Origin of the sequence: Rhizobium sp. 'Codium 1', assembly GCF_020889605.1 — a bacterium.
GTDB classification, from domain to species: domain Bacteria; phylum Pseudomonadota; class Alphaproteobacteria; order Rhizobiales; family Rhizobiaceae; genus Allorhizobium; species Allorhizobium algae.
This window is the reverse complement of the sequence record NZ_JAJGPW010000009.1, coordinates 117,976-135,076: the sequence shown is the minus strand read 5'-3', so window position 1 is coordinate 135,076 and position 17,101 is coordinate 117,976. Positions and strand designations below refer to the sequence as shown.

At 61.2% G+C, this 17,101-nt stretch carries 16 protein-coding genes; 8 read left to right on the top strand and 8 right to left on the bottom strand.

Going from position 1 to position 17,101, the window contains the following annotated elements:
- Positions 1-20: 20 nt before the first annotated feature.
- The 8 genes from LJE98_RS19180 to LJE98_RS19145 all read right to left on the bottom strand — a co-directional run bounded on the left by LJE98_RS19180 (position 21) and on the right by LJE98_RS19145 (position 8,298).
- Complete coding sequence (locus LJE98_RS19180; protein WP_229576870.1) at positions 21-890, bottom strand: protein phosphatase 2C domain-containing protein; 870 nt, start codon at positions 888-890, stop codon at positions 21-23.
- Between the two features lie 74 nt (positions 891-964).
- Positions 965-2,065, bottom strand: coding sequence for an ABC transporter substrate-binding protein (locus LJE98_RS19175; protein ID WP_420710175.1), 1,101 nt, complete (start codon positions 2,063-2,065; stop codon positions 965-967).
- A 156-nt stretch (positions 2,066-2,221) separates the two neighbouring features.
- Positions 2,222-3,265, bottom strand: coding sequence for a zinc-dependent alcohol dehydrogenase family protein (locus LJE98_RS19170; protein ID WP_229576868.1), 1,044 nt, complete (start codon positions 3,263-3,265; stop codon positions 2,222-2,224).
- Between the two features lie 76 nt (positions 3,266-3,341).
- Positions 3,342-4,394, bottom strand: coding sequence for an ABC transporter ATP-binding protein (locus LJE98_RS19165; RefSeq protein WP_229576867.1), 1,053 nt, complete (start codon positions 4,392-4,394; stop codon positions 3,342-3,344).
- A 12-nt stretch (positions 4,395-4,406) separates the two neighbouring features.
- Positions 4,407-5,189 (bottom strand): ABC transporter permease, encoded by a 783-nt coding sequence (locus LJE98_RS19160; protein ID WP_229576866.1) that lies wholly within the window; start codon positions 5,187-5,189, stop codon positions 4,407-4,409.
- The gene (locus tag LJE98_RS19155) at positions 5,186-6,076 is read right to left on the bottom strand and encodes an ABC transporter permease (RefSeq protein WP_229576865.1); all 891 of its coding nucleotides are present in this window, start codon (positions 6,074-6,076) and stop codon (positions 5,186-5,188) included. The genes LJE98_RS19160 and LJE98_RS19155 overlap by 4 nt, the downstream gene beginning before the upstream one ends.
- A gap of 98 nt (positions 6,077-6,174) precedes the next feature.
- Positions 6,175-7,251 (bottom strand): ABC transporter substrate-binding protein, encoded by a 1,077-nt coding sequence (locus tag LJE98_RS19150; protein ID WP_229576887.1) that lies wholly within the window; start codon positions 7,249-7,251, stop codon positions 6,175-6,177.
- Positions 7,252-7,425: 174 nt separating this feature from the next.
- The gene (locus LJE98_RS19145; RefSeq protein ID WP_229576864.1) at positions 7,426-8,298 is read right to left on the bottom strand and encodes a MurR/RpiR family transcriptional regulator; all 873 of its coding nucleotides are present in this window, start codon (positions 8,296-8,298) and stop codon (positions 7,426-7,428) included.
- Positions 8,299-8,480: 182 nt separating this feature from the next.
- On the opposite strand from LJE98_RS19145, the gene LJE98_RS19140 reads away from it, so the two are divergent.
- The 8 genes from LJE98_RS19140 (at position 8,481) to LJE98_RS19105 (ending at position 16,940) form a co-directional block, all read left to right on the top strand.
- On the top strand, positions 8,481-9,251 hold the full coding sequence (locus LJE98_RS19140; protein ID WP_229576863.1) for an N-formylglutamate amidohydrolase: 771 nt from the start codon (positions 8,481-8,483) through the stop codon (positions 9,249-9,251).
- A 106-nt stretch (positions 9,252-9,357) separates the two neighbouring features.
- A complete protein-coding gene (locus LJE98_RS19135) occupies positions 9,358-9,867 on the top strand; it encodes a TRAP transporter small permease subunit (protein WP_229576862.1) in 510 nt (169 codons plus the stop codon).
- Positions 9,864-11,213: a TRAP transporter large permease gene (locus LJE98_RS19130; RefSeq protein ID WP_229576861.1), complete on the top strand. Its 1,350-nt coding sequence runs from the start codon at positions 9,864-9,866 to the stop codon at positions 11,211-11,213. Before LJE98_RS19135 ends, LJE98_RS19130 begins: the two co-directional genes overlap by 4 nt.
- 105 nt (positions 11,214-11,318) lie before the next feature.
- Positions 11,319-12,359 carry a TRAP transporter substrate-binding protein gene (locus LJE98_RS19125; RefSeq protein WP_229576860.1) on the top strand — a complete coding sequence of 347 codons (1,041 nt, stop codon included), beginning with the start codon at positions 11,319-11,321 and terminating at the stop codon, positions 12,357-12,359.
- A gap of 87 nt (positions 12,360-12,446) precedes the next feature.
- Positions 12,447-13,814, top strand: coding sequence for a glutamine synthetase family protein (locus tag LJE98_RS19120; protein WP_229576859.1), 1,368 nt, complete (start codon positions 12,447-12,449; stop codon positions 13,812-13,814).
- A gap of 104 nt (positions 13,815-13,918) precedes the next feature.
- Positions 13,919-15,304 (top strand): aldehyde dehydrogenase family protein, encoded by a 1,386-nt coding sequence (locus LJE98_RS19115; RefSeq protein ID WP_229576858.1) that lies wholly within the window; start codon positions 13,919-13,921, stop codon positions 15,302-15,304.
- Positions 15,301-16,446: an iron-containing alcohol dehydrogenase gene (locus LJE98_RS19110; protein WP_229576857.1), complete on the top strand. Its 1,146-nt coding sequence runs from the start codon at positions 15,301-15,303 to the stop codon at positions 16,444-16,446. Before LJE98_RS19115 ends, LJE98_RS19110 begins: the two co-directional genes overlap by 4 nt.
- Before the next feature lie 101 nt (positions 16,447-16,547).
- The gene (locus tag LJE98_RS19105) at positions 16,548-16,940 is read left to right on the top strand and encodes a hypothetical protein (protein WP_229576856.1); all 393 of its coding nucleotides are present in this window, start codon (positions 16,548-16,550) and stop codon (positions 16,938-16,940) included.
- Positions 16,941-17,101 lie beyond the last annotated feature (161 nt).

Here is a 17,101-nt window from a genome sequence, read left to right as displayed (position 1 = left end):
CGGTAGATCGCAATTGGCCTTTACACTTCCAGCCGCAGCAGGATCGCGGTGGTGTCGTCGCTCTGCTTGTAGCGCGGGTACTTTAATCCGTCCGGATCAACTTCCCGCTCCAGATGTCGGAGTTCCATGACGAGTGACTTCAGGCCGGCCGTCGCGGCGCGCTGGATCATCGTGGCGGGATCGTAGAGCTTGTAGAGCGCAACAAGGTCTGCCAGGCCGTCGGAGCAGAGAAGGGCGGTCGCGCCGCCGCCATGAACGGGTATGTCGACCATGGCCAGGTGATCGGCTGCGTCTGGAACGACGCCGAAAGTCCAGGTGGTGCCATCCGGCGTGTTCTGCAAAGCACGGCAGCGGCGCAAGTCTTCGAGCGTTTCGAGGTCGTCATTGGCGACGCCGGCTGCCCCGATGCCGCCGACGCGCGCAATGTGCTGGGCGGCCCGGTGCTGTTCCCATTCATAGGCGCCTGGGATCGGGATGACGAAATCGGAGCGTCCATCATCATGCAGGATGTAAAGGCAGCTGTCGCCGAGGCCGAACCAGCGAATGCCGGTGTCGGTCACCTGCAATGCGCTCAGGCTGCAGAGCGGCCAGGCGTAGCGTGGCTGGTCGCCAGCCGATGCGAGGAAGGTATCGCGCGCCTCCTCCGAGACCTGTCGGAGCACGGTTTTCGGATCGGCGCTGCGGGTAAGTCTTTGTTCGAAGCGGATGGCTGCGAATTCGGCGATCCAGGCAGCGTCCGAGCCGTAACCTTCCATGAACTGACGCTGCCCGAGCCCGGTTGCGCCGTCGATGACGAAAGCGGCGTCACTGTTATAGCCGAGCCTGTCTTCGTTCGGACGGCCGGCCTTTCCGGGGTCTGACACGGTGTCGATGATGGAGATTTGCGGCATGGAAACCTCGTGCTTGTTCCGTCGGGCCGGAGGTCTCCGGCACGGTTCGTGACTAGCATGGTGGGAGGGTTGCGTCAGCCGCGGGCAGCGCGAAAGCGGTTCATGATTTCAGCTCGCGTGGGATCGGTCATGACGACTGCCAGGCCGAATTCGAGGGGCGTCAGTTTCGCCTCGTCGGGATAGGTGATCCTGTTTGCCAGGATCTCTTTCGGTAGCAGCGCGCGAACGCGACTGTCGGTCGCTGTGCCGCCATGGACGAGATGTTCCCTGGCGGCGATATCCGGATGGAGGAGATGGTTGATCAGGGCGTGGGCGGCCGGCTTGTTCTGGGCCGCGACGGGGATCGCGTAGTAGTCGGTCCAGATCTCTCCGCCATCCGATGCGATGGCATAGGCGATCTCAGGGATATCCCGATGCATCTGTGCGGCATCATTGCTCCAGCACATCGTCAGCCAGGCTTCACCTGCGCGCATGGCGGGCTGGTAATCGCTGTCGACGGCCAGGAGATGCGGCCTGACCTGCATGAGAAGCTCCTCAGCCTGTGCGAGTTCGGCCGGGTCCAGTGAATTGAAGCCGTATCCGAGGGCCACCAGTGCGCCACCGATGGCCGTCAGCTGGTAGTCATGGACGATCGTCTTGCCCGAAGCATTGCCCATCGCGCTGTCAAAAAAGCCACGCCAGGTCTCGATGGGGGCGAGGTGTTGCGTGTTGTAGGCGATGCCCGTCGTGCCGGCATTCTTGGGCACGGCGTAGATCGCGCCTGCCTTCACGCCCGGTTTCAGGAAACGATCGGCATGGGCCTTGAGGTCGAAATTGGGCAGGCTTCGCAGGTCGAGAGGGTGCAGCATGTCGCGCTGGAAATAGGGCGCGATGGCATATTGGGTCGGCACGATAATGTCCCAGGCGCGGCCGTCTTTCAGAGCCTGCATCGTGCCTTCGTTGGAGCCGATGATCGATACATCGACCTTGACGCCGTAGCGCGCGGTGAAGTCCTCGAAAGTCTGGGGATCATGATAGTTTGGCCAGGTCGCGAGCGAGACCCTTTCGCCCAGTGGTGACCCTTCGGAGGTCGCCACACTGGTACGCTTCGCGCCGCCTATCATGAGGGCCGCAGCACCGAGGCCCGTGACCGCGAGGAAATGCCGACGGCTGACGGAACCACGCTTTAGCCTCATGAACTCTGTCATAAAGCCTTCGGCGTCTGTGTCAGATGATTTCGTCTGCTTGACCATGGCGCCCTCGATCCGTTGCCGGTTTCGTGCGACCGCATTTCAGCACAAACGGGTTAACACTCTCAAACCCCGAGATGAAACCTGCATGGCAGCCGGACTTCAGATCATCCTGTCGATGACGCTGATGCCGTTTTCCCGGAAACTGTCCATGGTGGCGAGGGCAGGGGCTGCTTCGGTCAGCGTGATGCGCTTTCCGATCAGCCGGTCGGGCGAAAGCTTGCCCGAAAGAATCATGCGCAGCATGGCGTCATAGCGCCAGGACTGCATTCCATGGCTGCCATAGATCTCGAGCTCATGCGCGATGACGCGGGCCATCGGGATCGCAGGTGTTGCATGATCGGCGAGCATCAGGCCGATCTGGACGTGGCGGCCCCGACGGCGCAGGTTGAGGATCGAGTTGCAGCAGGTCTGTGGATGGCCGAGCGCGTCGACGGAGACATGGGCGCCGCCGCCCGTCACCGCACGCACCGCCTCGGACACATCGGCGACCGAGCGGCTGTCGATGGCCACACTCGCGCCGAGCGCCTTAGCGAGCGCCAGCTTGTCCTCGGCGATGTCGATGGCCACAACATTGGCGCCGAGGGCCGCGCCGATCATGATCGCGGATAGGCCGACGCCGCCGCAGCCGTGCACTGCCAACCATTCGCCACCCTCTAGGCGTCCCTGGTCCACCACGGCGCGGAAGGATGTGGCGAAGCGGCAGCCAAGGCTTGCGGCCGTCTCGTAACTGATCTCGTCCGGCAGATGCACGAGGTTCTGATCGGCATATTCGATGGCGACATACTCGGCAAAGGATCCCCAATGGGTGAAACCGGGCTGGAACTGCTCCTCGCAGACCTGCTGATTTCCGGAGCGGCATTCCTGGCAGTGACCGCAGCCGGATACGAAGGGCACTGTGACGCGGTCGCCGACCTTGAAACGACGCACGTCGCGGCCGACCGCAGCGATGGTGCCGGCCAGTTCATGGCCGGGTACGTGGGGCAGCTTGATATCCGGATCATGCCCCATCCAGCCATGCCAGTCGCTGCGGCAAAGACCGGTTGCCTTGACGGAGACGACGACCCCTGAATTTGACGGGTTCGGATCGGGCAGCGTCCGGATCTGCGGTGCTGCTCCGAACTGTTCGTAATACATGGCGCGCACGGGCTTCCTCCAAAGCGATGCATGCCGCCCTGAGGGGGCGGCATGCGGACCATATGACCGATAAAACTGCCTTGCCTCAGTCGGCAAGCACGATCAAGGCCGAAGGATCGATCTTCATGCCGACGGTGTCGCCAATGACCGGCGGCCTGGTGCCGGGATCGTTGAAGGTGTCGAAGGAGAGCGTCTTGCCCTCGACATCGATGCGGGTGCGGATCACGGAGCCGAGGAACTGGCTTGAGGTCACCCGGCCGTGGACGGTCGCGTCATCGGCACCTGCCAGCATGCCGGCTTCCGGACGCATCGCAAGCTGGATCGTCGAACCATTGGCCGCCGGGATCGCCTCTTTGATGGCAAGCGTCCGGTCGCCGACCCGGACGATGCCGGCGGACTGGTCGGTGACGACTGCATCCAGCACGTTGAGCGTGCCGACGAAGGAGGCGACGAAGCGGGTGGTCGGGCGGTTGTAGATCTCGAAAGGAGTGCCGATCTGATCGGCCTTGCCGGCATTCATGACGACGATCCGGTCGGAGATCGACAGCGCCTCTTCCTGATCATGGGTGACGAAAACAGTGGTAATGCCGAGCTGCTGCTGGATCTGGCGGATTTCCTCGCGCAGCGAGACGCGGATCTTCGCGTCGAGCGCCGAGAGCGGTTCGTCGAGCAGCAGGACCTGGGGTTTCGGCGCGAGTGCACGGGCGAGTGCAACGCGTTGCTGCTGACCGCCTGAAAGCTGATACGGGTAGCGATCTGCAAGTTGATCGAGATGGATCAGCGACAGCATTTCCTTGACGCGCTTCTCGATGTCCGCCTTGGGCTGTCCGGCGATCTTCAGGCCGAAAGCCACGTTATCGAAGACGTTCATGTTGGGAAACAGCGCATAGGCCTGGAAAACCATGCCGATATTGCGCTGGTTCGGCTTGAGGCTTGTCTGGTCCTTGCCATCGATGACAATGGCGCCGGCCGACGGGGTCTCGAAGCCGGCCACCATGCGCAGCACCGTGGTCTTGCCGCAACCGGACGGGCCGAGGAAGGAGATGAATTCTCCCTGGTCGATCGCCATGTTGAAGTCGTGCACGACCTGGGTGGCGCCGAAGGATTTCTTGAGATGGGAGAGTGTCAGGAAGGTCATGAAAAGAATTCCTCAAGCCTGGCGCGGGGCTGTTTTCTGGAGGCGGGAAACCAACTGCATCAGGCCAAGGCACGCCCAGGTGATGCCGAAGGCGATCACGGCAAGGGCCGCCGGCTCATAGGCGCGGTTGGCGCCGAGCAGTTGCATGTAGGGACCGAAGGCCGGCTTGTTCAAAAGGGCGGCCATGGTGAACTCGCCCATGACGATGGCGAAGGTCACAAAGGCACCCGACATGACGGCGACCGACACATTCGGCAGAATGATCCGGCCGATGATCGTGGCCCAGCCGGCGCCGAGACTTTGTGCGGCTTCCGTCAGTGTCGTCACGTCGATCGTTCTCAAACCTGTGTCGACGGCGCGGTACATGTAGGGCAGGCCAAGTGTCGCATAGCCGAACATCAGAAGCATGTTTGTGCCGGCGGATGAGCCCGTCAGCGGCAGCCAGCTCGACGTATTGTAAAGGCGGATATAGCCGAACACGACGACGATGGCGGGAATGACGAGCGGAAGCAGGGTGAGGAATTCGATGTAGGGGCGAAGGCCCGGCAATTTGAGGCGCACCCAATAGGCCGTCGGCACGATCAGGAATACCCCGAAGATGATGGTCGCGAGCGCCATGGTCACGGAATAGCTAAAGGTTTCCTGAAAGCGCGGATCTGCGAGCACCTTGGCATAGGCGTCGAAGGAATACTCGCCGCGGCGCATCTTGAGCGAAAAGTTCGTCATGCCGATCAGCGGCAGGATGAAGTAGAGAAGACCGAAGGCCAGCGCGGCCCAAGCCCAGAAACGTTTCATTTCATCCACCTTTCGCTGCGGGCGCGCATCCAGATGTAAAGACCATTGGCAAATCCGGTCACGACGATCATGCCGAAGGCGAGCGCGTAGCCCAGATGGGGATCACCGAGCACGTCGCCGCGGATCTGGGCGAACAGCAGGATCGGCACGATATTGAGCGAAGAGCCGGTGAGGGCGATCGCGGTTGCGACAGCGCCGAATGCATTTGCGAAAAGCAGTGCCATTGTGCCGAGGATCGAGGGGAGCAGGATCGGGAAGGCGACGAGGCGCCAGTACTGCGTGTTGGTCGCACCGAGGATGGAGGCTGCCTCGCGCCATTCACGCTTCAGGCCGTCGAGTGCCGGGGTGATGATCAGCACCATCAGCGGGATCTGGAAGAAGAGATAGGTGATCGTCAGCCCCCAGAAGGAGAGGAGGTTGAAGCCAAGGAGGCGCAGGTCGATGCCGAGCTGCGTCTTGAGCAACACCGTCAGCATGCCGACCGGGCCAAGAGTGGCAAGGAATGCAAAGGCGAGGGGAACGCCGGCAAAGTTGGAGGCAACACCGGAAAAGGTCAGGAGCGGTCCACGGATCCATCGCGGCAAGCCGCCGAGAACGACGGCCGTTGCGACGCCAAAGCCGATCAGGCAGCCCAGAAGCGCCGATGCAAGGCTGATCTTGATGGAGATCCAGTAGGCCGCGATGATCGACGGCGTGAAGAGCCCGGCGATATTGGCCAGGGTGAACGAACCATCCGGACGCTGAAACGCGCCGATGACGATCTTCATTGTCGGCATGATCAGGAAGAGAATTATGAAGGCGGCAAAGGGCAGGACTCCCAGCCAGTGGAGAGGTAATTTCATTCTTGGCCGCAGTTGCGGGCCAGGGCTCACATTCTCAATCGACATTCCGTCTGCCCCTCTGTCCGTGTCGGCACGGACCTTCTTAAAACGAAGGTGCCGCCCCGACCTTGCAAAAGGCCGGGGCGGCTCCTCAAGATCAGGCCTTACTGAACGTTGGCGCCGACGACGCTGTCCCAGCCGCTGACAACGGCGGCCTTGTTGGCGTCGACTTCTTCCAGCGTCGGGAAGTATGCCTTTTCGTAGGATTCAGCCGGCGGCAGAGCGTCGAGCAGCTCCTGAGGAACCTTGCCTGCCTTGACCATGGCGTTGAAGCGGGCCGGGTGGCAATAGCCCTTCAGCCAGGCGAGCTGACCTTCGTCGGAATACAGGTATTCCATCCACAGCTTGGCAGCATTCGGGTGCGGCGCGTAGGCCGAGATGCCCTGTACGTAGACGCCGGCCAGGACGCCCGAAGCGGGAACGACGACTTCGACCGGCGGGTTGCCGGCGAGTGTGTCCTTGGCTGCGAGAGCGTTGTAGTCCCACATGACGACGATCGGGGTGGCACCCTGTGCCAGCGTGCCGGACTTGCCGATAACCGGAACGAAGTTGCCGCCCTTGTTCATTTCGCCGAAGTACTTGAGACCGGCTTCACCGGCGTCCTTGCCAGCGGCAGCGCCGCTTGCCATGCCGGCGGCGAGAACGCCGAGGATGGCCTGGTTGGAAGCGCGCGGGTCACCGGCGAGCGCGACCTGACCGGCGTATTCCGGCTTCAGAAGGTCCGACCAGTCAGCCGGCGTGTTGGTCACGAGGTCCTTGTTCACCAGGAGCGACATGACGCCGTAATAGTCGCCGTACCAGTGGCCATCGGCGTCCTTGACGTTCTCCGGGATTTCGTCCCAGGTCGAGACCTTGTAGGGCTGCAGCAGGCCTTCGGCCTTCATCTGCGGGCCGAAGGCGAGACCGACGTCGACAACGTCAGGAGCCTGCGGGCCCTTGTTGTCCTTGTTGGCCTTGATGGCTTCGACTTCGTCGGCCGAGCCCGCGTCGGGGTTCAGTTCGTTGACGGTGATTTCCGGGTACTTCTTCTTGAAGCCGTCAATCACGGCGCCGTAGCCGCACCAGTCGTGGGGCAGGGCGATCGTGGTCAGCATGCCTTCTTTCTTGGCAGCTTCAATCAGCTCGGCACTCGGTTCGGCATAAGCGACGGCGGAGCTCGCCATGACGAGGGCGGTCGTCATCGACAGGATTTTGCGAAGATTGTTCACTGTAGTTCTCCTCTGAGGTTGGCAGCGATGCGGTTGACTTAGGTGCGCTGTGTTATCGTTATATGACGGTTGACGGGGCCAGCTTTCTTTGTTTCCGAGCTGATGTCCGTCTCCGGTAAATCGGTCCTCCATGTCGACAGTTGTTCCTCAGCCGGGCTTTCTGAACAGGCGCGCCTGTTCAAACAGACCTTCGAGGGTATTCATGCGTTCGCGAGTCTCATCCCAGGACGAGCTCTGCACCGCTTCGATCAAGGCTTCGACGACAAACAGCGTCACCACCGAGCTGTCCCAGGCCGACGGTGCCTCGATATGAAGCTTGAAACTGTGCTTGGTATGCTGTGTCACGGGCGACATCCACTGGTCCGTGAAGACAATGATCTGCACGCCGTTGGCGCGCGCGACCTCGGCCAGAGTGGTCAGATCGGCCTCGTAGCGCCTGATGTCGAAGATCACGAGAACGTCGCCGTCCTGCATGTTCAGGACATGTTGTGGCCAGGAGCTGGCATTTGACGACATCAGGGTCGTTCGCGGGCGGATGACCTGCATATGCGTGAAAAAGTATTCGGCCAGTGCGCCCGTGATGCGTCCGCCGACGAAATAGATGCTGCGATGGCGGTCTCCGATCAGGCGGGCGGCTTCATCGAAGGTCGCCGTGCGCAATTCGCCCAAAGAGGCTCGCAGATTGGCCATCACGGCTTCGGCAAAGCGATTGAGGATATGGCGGTTTGGGGCGTTTGCCGCCCAGCGATCGTGCTTGGCGATCGGGTTGGAGATCGTCGCCTCGAGCTCCTGGTGAAGATGCGCCTGAAACTCCGGATACCCCTTGTAACCCAGTTTCTGCACCATGCGGGCAACCGTCGGGGTCGACACACCGGCATTTTCGGCCACGGTCGTGATGCTGCCCAGTCCGGAGACAGGGTAGTTCAGCAACAGGCTCTCGGCCAATTGTCGTTCGGCACGCGTCAGCCCGTCGAAATGGGCATGAATCACGTCCGACACCGTCGTCGATGCGTTCATCAAGGACCGATGGACTCCCCTCAAGCCGGTCTAGCGCCAGCGTTTTCCGGATTAAGCCTCGCTGTCACAAATGAGTCAACCGGCCTTTGAAGAGAATTTTTCAGAAGTGGATTGACAGTCGCCCATTGGTGAAGAATTCTCTTCGGAATGATAAAGGGCCCACGAGGCTCGGGGGAATTTGCAGCATGCTCTTGAGGTCGGAGATCCTGACATCGTCGGAAGATGACGCGGTCGCGTTGGAAAATGCGACGGCGCGTAGCGGGATCGTGCTCGTTTGTGAACACGCCTCATCTGCGCTGCCTGCCTCAGCTGGTGACCTCGGACTGTCGGCCGAGGCCTTGTCCAGCCATATCGCCTGGGATCCAGGCGCCCTTGCCATTGCTCGTCGTCTTTCCGAGAAGCTTGATGGCTTGCTCGTGCATCAACGTTTCTCGCGGTTGATCTATGACTGCAACCGCCCGCCGGAATCACCGGCAGCCATGCCGGAAAAGAGCGAGATCTACGAGATCCCCGGCAATCGCGAGTTGAGCCCGGCAGAGCGCTATGCCCGGACGGCAGCGCTCTACATTCCCTTCCATGACCGGATTTCGAGCGAGATAGCGCGTCTCCAGGGTGAGGGGCAGCGGCCGGTCGTGGTGACGGTTCATACGTTCACGCCGGTCTATTTCGGCAAGCGGAGGGACGTCGAGATCGGCATCCTGCACGACATTGATGCCCGTCTTGCTGATGCCATGCTCGATGCTGCCTCAGGCGGTCCCTATCGGGTCGAGCGGAACACTCCTTACGGTCCAGAGGATGGCGTGACCCATACCCTTCGTCTTCATGCCGTCCCGCAGGGCTTCGCCAATGTGATGATCGAGGTTCGCAATGACCTCGTGGGGGACGCTGCGGGGATCGAGGCAATCTCCTCCTATCTCGCGGAGTTGATTTCCGGGGGGCTCCAAAGGATCACATAAAGACGTCCAGCCGCCGCGAAAACCAAAAATCAATGAGGGAACGGATGCCGGCATACGAGATGATGAAACGAGGACTGCGGAAGCGGTCCGGGCCGGCGGTGGCCTGATGCCGCAAGCCCTGCAGACCTATGTGCGCGTCGTCGACGCCTTCAATCGCCGCGTCGGCCGGATCGTCATGTATGGCGTCTTCGTCATGATGGGCATCCTGCTTTATTCATCCATTTCAAAGACCATGTTCCTGCCCGCGAGCTGGACGCTGGAATTGGCGCAATTCGTGATGGCCGGCTATTATCTCCTGGGCGGCGCCTATTCGCTTCAGCTCGACAGCCATGTGCGGATGGATCTGCTCTACGGGCGCTGGTCGCCGAAGACGAAGGCAATCGTGGACGTGATCACTATCATGATGCTGTTCGTCTATCTGTTCTTTCTTCTGTGGGGCGGTGTGTCGAGCACGACCTACGCGCTGCAGTATAGCGAAACCAGCTATTCCTCCTGGTCACCCTACATGGCGCCAATCAAGATCGTCATGGTGATCGGCATTGTCCTCACCTTCCTGCAGGCGACCTCGATCTTCATCAAGGACCTTGCCATTGCCTTGGGGAGGCCGCTTGCATGACTGATTTCCTCAGCTACGAAATGATCGCGCTCCTGATGTTCTCGTCGATGATGATGTCGATGCTGACGGGGCAGCGTGTGTTCGCGACCATCGGTTTCGTCGGGGTCGTGGCGGCCGCCGTGCTCTGGGGCAATGGCGGCTTCGAAATGGGCTTCTCGGCCGGCATGAAGCTGATGAAGTGGTATCCGCTGCTGACGCTGCCGCTGTTCATCTACATGGGCTACATGCTCTCGGAATCCGGCATTGCGGAAGATCTCTACAAGGCCTTTCACGTCTGGTTTGGCGGCATGCCGGGCGGTCTCGCCGTGGGAACGATCGGGCTGATGGTCGTGATCTCGGCGATGAACGGTCTGTCGGTTGCCGGCATGGCGATCGGCGCGTCGATTGCGCTGCCGGAGCTTTTGCGCCGCGGCTACGACAAGATCATGGTCTCCGGTGTCATACAGGCGGGTAGCTCGCTCGGCATCCTGATCCCGCCGAGCGTGGTGCTCGTGCTTTACGGCATGATCGCGCGCCAGCCGGTGAGCCAGCTCTGGCTTGCAGGCGTCTTCCCGGGGCTGCTGCTCGCGACGCTATTTTGCATCTACATCATCATCCGCTGCCGTCTCAATCCCGCGCTCGGTCCCGCCCTTCCCAAGGAAGAGCGTGACATGCCGATGCGCGAGAAGCTTAAGCTGCTGCAGGCCGGCATCCTGCCGTTCCTCATCTTCTTCCTGATGATGGGGCTCTTCCTGATGGGCATTACCAGCCTCGTCGAGAGTTCGGCAGTCGGCGCGCTGGGGGCACTCTTTGCGGCCTGGTTCAAGGGGCGTCTTACGAAGGCGGTCTGGAACCGGGTGCTGGAGCAGACGCTCGGCATCTCCTGCATGTTCATGTGGATCATTCTGGCTGCGCTCTGCTTCGGCGCCGTGTTCGATGGGCTGGGTGCCGTCAGGGCAATCGAGAACCTGCTGGTCAACGACATCGGTCTTACCCCGTGGCAGATCCTGATCATGATGCAGCTGTCGTTCCTGGTGATGGGAGCCTTCCTCGACGATACGGCCATGCTTGTCATCGTCGCGCCGCTCTACATCCCCCTGGTCGGGAAGCTCGATCTGGGCGTCGACAACGCGTTGATCTGGTACGGTGTGCTCTACACGATCACCTGCCAGATCGCCTACATGACCCCGCCCTTCGGCTATAATCTCTTCCTCATGAAGGCGATGGCGCCGCCCGACTTCCGGTTGATCGACATCTACCGTTCTGTGGTACCTTTTGTGTTGATCATGCTGTTCGGCATGGTGATCATCATGATCTTCCCGCAGATCGCCACATGGTTGCCAAGCCAGATCTATCTCAGAGGCTAGCGTTCGAATGACAAGAGGCTCGGTAAACGGGCCCGGCACCAGGACTACCCGCCGGACCTCAGGTCCTGCGGGCTTCAAGTGAAACGAAGAACAGAGGGAAACAACATGACCAACAGCAGACGTTCATTCCTGAAGACGGCCGCCATGGCGACCCCCGCCGTTCTGGCCGCGCCTTACGTCAAAGCCCAGAATGCCAAGATCACCTGGCGACTGCAGACCTATGCCGGTGCAGCGCTCGCCGAATTCGTCATCCGTCCGGCGGTCGATGCCTTCAACAAGGCAGCAAACGGCGAGATGGAAATCCAGCTCTACACCGCCGATCAGCTGGTTCCGACGGGGGAACTGTTCCGTGCCATGCAGGCCGGCACGATCGATGCCGTCCAGTCGGACGATGACTCGATGAACTCGCCGGTCGACATCAAGGTCTTCGGTGGCTACTTCCCGTTTGCTTCGCGCTACAGCCTCGACGTGCCGACGCTGTTCTACGAGTACGGCCTGGCCGAGATCTGGGACGAGGCCTATACGGAAGTCGGCGTCAAGTGGCTGTCTGCCGGCGCCTGGGATCCGTGCAACTTCGCCACCAACAAGCCGATCACCAAGCTCGACGACCTCAAGGGCCTGCGCGTCTTCACCTTCCCGACGGCCGGCCAGTTCCTGTCGCAGTTCGGCGTCGTGCCCGTCACCATCCCGTTCGAGGACGTACCGGTTGCCATGCAGACCGGTGAGATCGACGCGATCGCCTGGTCGGGCATCACCGAGGTCTTCACCTCCGGCTGGGTCGACGTGACCAAGTACTTCCTGACCAACAACGTCTCCGGCGGCTGGGCAGGCTCGTTCTTCGCCAATGCCGACCGCTGGGCCGAGGTGCCGCCGCATCTGCAGACCTTGTGGCAGATGTGCATGGACAGCTCCCACTACAAGCGTCTGCACTGGTACTGGGGCGGCGAGGCACGCCTTCGTGCCGAAGGTGGCCGTCTGGAGCTCACCAGCATCCCGGATGCCGAGTGGAAGACGGTCGAGGATGCCGCGCATGTCTTCTGGGAAGAGGTCGCCAAGCAGACGCCACGCACCGGCAAGGTCGTGGAGATCCTGAAGAAGTACAATTCCGACATGGAAAAGGCCGGCAAGCCTTACCGCTACGGCTGATTGAACCGACATGGCGATCCGGCTCCGGCCGGGTCGCCTCCATAAACACAAGAGGCATGCGCCGATCGCCGCCCTGGGAACACCGAGATGACCACTTACACATTCGAAGATCTGAAAAAGGACGTCGCCGAGGGGCGCATCGACACGGTTCTGGCGTGTCAGGTCGACATGCAGGGCCGTTTGATGGGCAAGCGCTTTCAGGCCGAATTCTTCGTCGAGAGCGCCTGGAAGGAAACCCATAGCTGCAACTATCTGCTCGCCACCGACATGGAGATGGAAACCGTGTCCGGCTACAAGGCAACGAGCTGGGAAAAGGGCTATGGCGACTACACCATGAAGCCCGACCTTTCGACGCTGCGTCGCATCCCCTGGCTCGAAGGCACGGCGCTCGTTTTGTGCGACATGCTCGACCATGCCACCCATGCCGAAGTGCCGCATTCGCCACGCGCGATCCTGAAGAAGCAGGTCGCCCGCCTGGAAGCCATGGGCATGAAGGCCTTCATGGCCACCGAACTCGAATTCTTCCTTTTCGACCAGACTTATGACGAGGCGCGGCTTTCCGGCTATCGCGACCTGAAGATGGTCTCTGGCTACAACGAGGATTACCATATCTTCCAGACCACCAAGGAAGAGGGCGTGATGCGTGCGATCCGCAAGGGTCTGCAGGGTGCGGGCATCCCGGTCGAGAATTCCAAGGGGGAGGCCTCCGCCGGTCAGGAAGAGATCAATGTCCGCTATGCCGACGTGCTCACCATGGCCGACCGGCACGTGATCATCAAGAATGGCTGCAAGGAGATTGCCTGGTCGAAGGGCAAGGCCATCACCTTCCTGGCAAAGTGGCACTACAACGCCGCTGGTTCCTCCTCGCATATCCACCAGTCACTGTGGTCTGCCGACGGCAAGACGCCATTGTTCTTCGACAAGGACGGCGAATACGGAATGTCGGAGGTGATGCGGCATTACATGGCCGGATTGCTTGCCCATGCTGGCGATTTCACCTATTTCCTCGCGCCCTACATCAATAGTTACAAGCGCTTCGTTGCCGGCACATTTGCGCCGACGAAGGCGATCTGGTCGAAAGACAACCGCACTGCCGGCTACCGCTTGTGCGGCGAGGCGAGCAAGGGTATCCGCGTCGAGTGCCGTGTCGGGGGCTCGGACCTCAATCCGTATCTGGCCATGGCAGCGCTGCTGGCGGCCGGCATCGACGGGATCGAGAAGAAGATGGCGCTCGAGCCGGAATTCTCAGGCGATGCCTATGGCGCGCAGGGCGCCCGCGAAATTCCCCGGACGTTGCGGGCGGCGGCAGAGACGCTTCGCGGCTCGGCCATGCTGCGGGCCGCTTTTGGCGATGACGTGGTCGATCACTACGTTCGCGCAGCGGAGTGGGAACAGGAAGAATATGATCGCCGGATCACGGACTGGGAGGTTGCGCGCGGGTTCGAGCGGGCGTGACCAAAGGCGGCCTTGAGCCCGCCACGATCCCCGGCGTAAGGGTTGAAACAAGGACAGTGGCTGCGGCCGCTGTCATCTCGTTCTAGAACAACAGGAAGACGATCATGACCATGATCCAATGCATTTCGCCGATCGATGGATCGGTTTACGCTGAACGTCCCGCCATGTCGCTGGAAGCGGCGACCGAGGCTGTCGCCCGCGTCCGCAAGGCCCAGAAGGCCTGGGCCCGCAGGCCGCTTGAAGAGCGCGTCCAGCTCGTTCTGAAGGGTGTCGCCCGCATCAACGAGATGTCGGATGAAGTCGTGCCGGAACTCGCCCACATGATGGGCCGCCCGGTGCGCTATGGCGGCGAATACAAGGGTTTCAACGAGCGCTCCAATTATGTCGCAGCGATTGCCGCAGATGCGCTGGCGCCGCTGGTCGTGGAAGCCAGCAACAATTTCGAGCGTCGGATCGAACGCGAGCCGCATGGTGTCGTCTTCGTCATCGCTCCCTGGAACTATCCCTACATGACCGCGATCAACACGATCGCGCCGGCGCTGATGGCCGGCAACACCGTCGTCATCAAGCATGCGACGCAGACCCTGCTGGTCGGCGAGCGCATGGTCCGGGCCTTCGTCGAGGCTGGTGTTCCCGATGATGTCTTCATCAACCTCTTCCTTGACCACCAGACGACCTCGGCGCTGATTGCCGCCGGCAATTTCAACTTCATCAACTTCACCGGTTCGGTCGAAGGCGGGCGTTCGATCGAGCGGGCGGCTGCCGGAACCTTTGCAGGTCTCGGGCTTGAGCTTGGCGGCAAGGATCCGGGTTACGTGATGGAAGATGCCGATCTCGACGCGGCCGTCGACACGCTGATGGACGGCGCCACCTACAATTCCGGCCAGTGCTGCTGCGGCATCGAGCGCATCTATGTGCATGAAAGCCTCTACGACGCATTCGTGGAGAAGTCGGTTGCCTGGGTATCGAACTACAAGCTTGGAAATCCGCTCGATCCTGAAACCACTCTGGGGCCGATGGCCAACAAGCGTTTCGCCAAGGTTGTGCGCGAGCAGATCGCCGACGCCGTGTCCAAGGGTGCCAAGGCGCTGGTCGATCCCAAGCTCTTCCCGGCCGATGATGGCGGCGCCTATATCATGCCGCAGGTTCTCGTGAACGTCGATCATTCCATGGCCTTCATGAAGGACGAGACCTTTGGTCCGGCCGTCGGCATCATGAAGGTGAAGGGCGATGAGGAAGCTCTCGGCCTGATGAACGACAGCCCCTATGGCCTGACCGCCTCGCTGTGGACGCAGGACCCGGAACGGGCTGCCCGCATCGGCCGCGAAATCGAGACGGGTACCGTGTTCATGAACCGGGCCGACTATCTCGACCCGGCACTCTGCTGGACCGGCGTCAAGGAAACCGGCAAGGGCGGTTCGCTCTCCGTGCTCGGCTTCCAGAACCTCACCCGTCCAAAATCCTACCATCTGAAGAAAGTCACGAAATGAACATCGTCGCCAATTGGAGCTATCCCACCGCCATCAAGATGGGACGTGGCCGGATCAAGGAACTGGCGGACGCCTGCAAGTCTCTCGGCATGAAGAAGCCGCTTTTGATCACCGACCGGGGCCTGGCACCCATGGGGATCACGCAGACGGCTCTTGACGTCCTTGAAGAGGCCGGCCTCGGCCGCGCGTTGTTCGCCGATGTCGATCCGAACCCGAACGAGAAGAACCTCGAAGCCGGAATCAAGGCCTACAAGGACGGCGGCCATGACGGCGTCGTCGCCTTTGGCGGCGGCTCGGGCCTCGACCTTGGCAAGTGCGTTGCCTTCATGGCTGGCCAGACGCGGCCGGTCTGGGATTTCGAGGATATCGGTGACTGGTGGACGCGTGCGAACTCCGATGCCATCGCGCCGATCGTGGCCGTGCCGACCACCGCCGGGACCGGGTCGGAAGTCGGGCGCGCTTCGGTCATCACCAATTCTGAAACCCATGTGAAGAAGATCATCTTCCATCCGAAGTTCCTGCCGGGCGTCGTCATCTGCGACCCGGAACTGACGGTCGGCATGCCGAAAATGATCACGGCCGGCACCGGCATGGACGCATTTGCGCATTGCCTCGAAGCCTATTCCTCGCCCTTCTACCACCCCATGAGCCAGGGCATCGCGCTCGAAGGCATGCGGCTGGTCAAGGAGTTCCTGCCGCGCGCCTATCACGACGGCACCGACATCGAGGCCCGCACCAACATGATGTCGGCAGCGGCCATGGGTGCCACTGCCTTCCAGAAGGGGCTTGGTGCGATCCACGCGCTCTCGCATCCGATCGGCGCGGTCTACAACACGCATCACGGCATGACCAATGCGGTGGTGATGCCACCCGTGCTGAAGTTCAACCGCCATGTGATCGAGGACAGGATCGAGCGGGCTGCCGCCTATCTCGGCATTGCCGGCGGCTTCGACGGTTTCTACGACTACGTGCTCGCGTTGCGCGCCGAACTGAACGTGCCGGCCAACCTGACCGCCATGGGCATTGCAAACGACCGGATCGACGAACTCTCCGCCATGGCGATCGAAGATCCGAGCGCCGGGGGCAATCCGGTCAAGATGACGCTTGAGAATACCAAGCAGCTCTTCGCCGACTGCTTCTGATAGCAACGCGTGGAAATCCGGGGCTCTGCCACACGATGGCGGGGCCCCTTTTCATTGTACGGTTCCTTTCAGTCCCCCCATTTCGAAAGAGGAGCATTTTGATGTTTCGCCCACCCATGTCCGTCGCTCTGGCAGGTTTGATCGCCGGTATCTTCGTATTCCAGGCAGGTGCCGCAACGGCGGAGAGCTTTTCGAGCTTGGTGAAGAAGGGCTATGCCGTCGGCAAGATGAGCCAGGCGAAATCCGGTGCCTTGGGCTGGGTTCTCTCTGGCAAGGAGGGCAAGCAGTTCTGCAAGTCGAAGGTGAGCCTCGCTATGGTCGACAAGAAGACGCTCGTCAGCATTCTCGCAAGCGGCCGCATGGTGAAGATCGACCGCGCCGCCTTCGAGGCTGGAATCGGTGGGCCGGATCCGACCATCCCCTTGCTGGTCGACCTGAAGGCAGGCCGAATCGAGCCGCGATATGTTGGAGCCTGCACACCGCTGCGTGGCTGATCCAGGCCTTGGTCCGGCGCATTCCTATCTGCGAATATACTAGGCTTTTCCGTCGCTTCTCCCCATTATGGGGGGAGGGGTGTTGGTTGTGTGTTTCCGGTTTGTTAACCATGTTTACGGCATGATGACTGCATAAGGCGCCGATGACGCAGGTTGCCAAA

Bases quoted from the DNA above. Each gene is read 5' to 3' on its own strand.
- LJE98_RS19180 (WP_229576870.1), bottom strand. From the start codon at position 890: ATGCCGCAAATCTCCATCATCGACACCGTGTCAGACCCCGGAAAGGCC.
- LJE98_RS19175 (WP_420710175.1), bottom strand. From the start codon at position 2,065: ATGAGGCTAAAGCGTGGTTCCGTCAGCCGTCGGCATTTCCTCGCGGTC.
- LJE98_RS19165 (WP_229576867.1), bottom strand. From the start codon at position 4,394: ATGACCTTCCTGACACTCTCCCATCTCAAGAAATCCTTCGGCGCCACC.
- LJE98_RS19160 (WP_229576866.1), bottom strand. From the start codon at position 5,189: ATGAAACGTTTCTGGGCTTGGGCCGCGCTGGCCTTCGGTCTTCTCTAC.
- LJE98_RS19155 (WP_229576865.1), bottom strand. From the start codon at position 6,076: ATGTCGATTGAGAATGTGAGCCCTGGCCCGCAACTGCGGCCAAGAATG.
- LJE98_RS19150 (WP_229576887.1), bottom strand. From the start codon at position 7,251: ATGACGACCGCCCTCGTCATGGCGAGCTCCGCCGTCGCTTATGCCGAA.
- LJE98_RS19140 (WP_229576863.1), top strand. From the start codon at position 8,481: ATGCTCTTGAGGTCGGAGATCCTGACATCGTCGGAAGATGACGCGGTC.
- LJE98_RS19135 (WP_229576862.1), top strand. From the start codon at position 9,358: ATGCCGCAAGCCCTGCAGACCTATGTGCGCGTCGTCGACGCCTTCAAT.
- LJE98_RS19130 (WP_229576861.1), top strand. From the start codon at position 9,864: ATGACTGATTTCCTCAGCTACGAAATGATCGCGCTCCTGATGTTCTCG.
- LJE98_RS19125 (WP_229576860.1), top strand. From the start codon at position 11,319: ATGACCAACAGCAGACGTTCATTCCTGAAGACGGCCGCCATGGCGACC.
- LJE98_RS19120 (WP_229576859.1), top strand. From the start codon at position 12,447: ATGACCACTTACACATTCGAAGATCTGAAAAAGGACGTCGCCGAGGGG.
- LJE98_RS19115 (WP_229576858.1), top strand. From the start codon at position 13,919: ATGACCATGATCCAATGCATTTCGCCGATCGATGGATCGGTTTACGCT.
- LJE98_RS19110 (WP_229576857.1), top strand. From the start codon at position 15,301: ATGAACATCGTCGCCAATTGGAGCTATCCCACCGCCATCAAGATGGGA.
- LJE98_RS19105 (WP_229576856.1), top strand. From the start codon at position 16,548: ATGTTTCGCCCACCCATGTCCGTCGCTCTGGCAGGTTTGATCGCCGGT.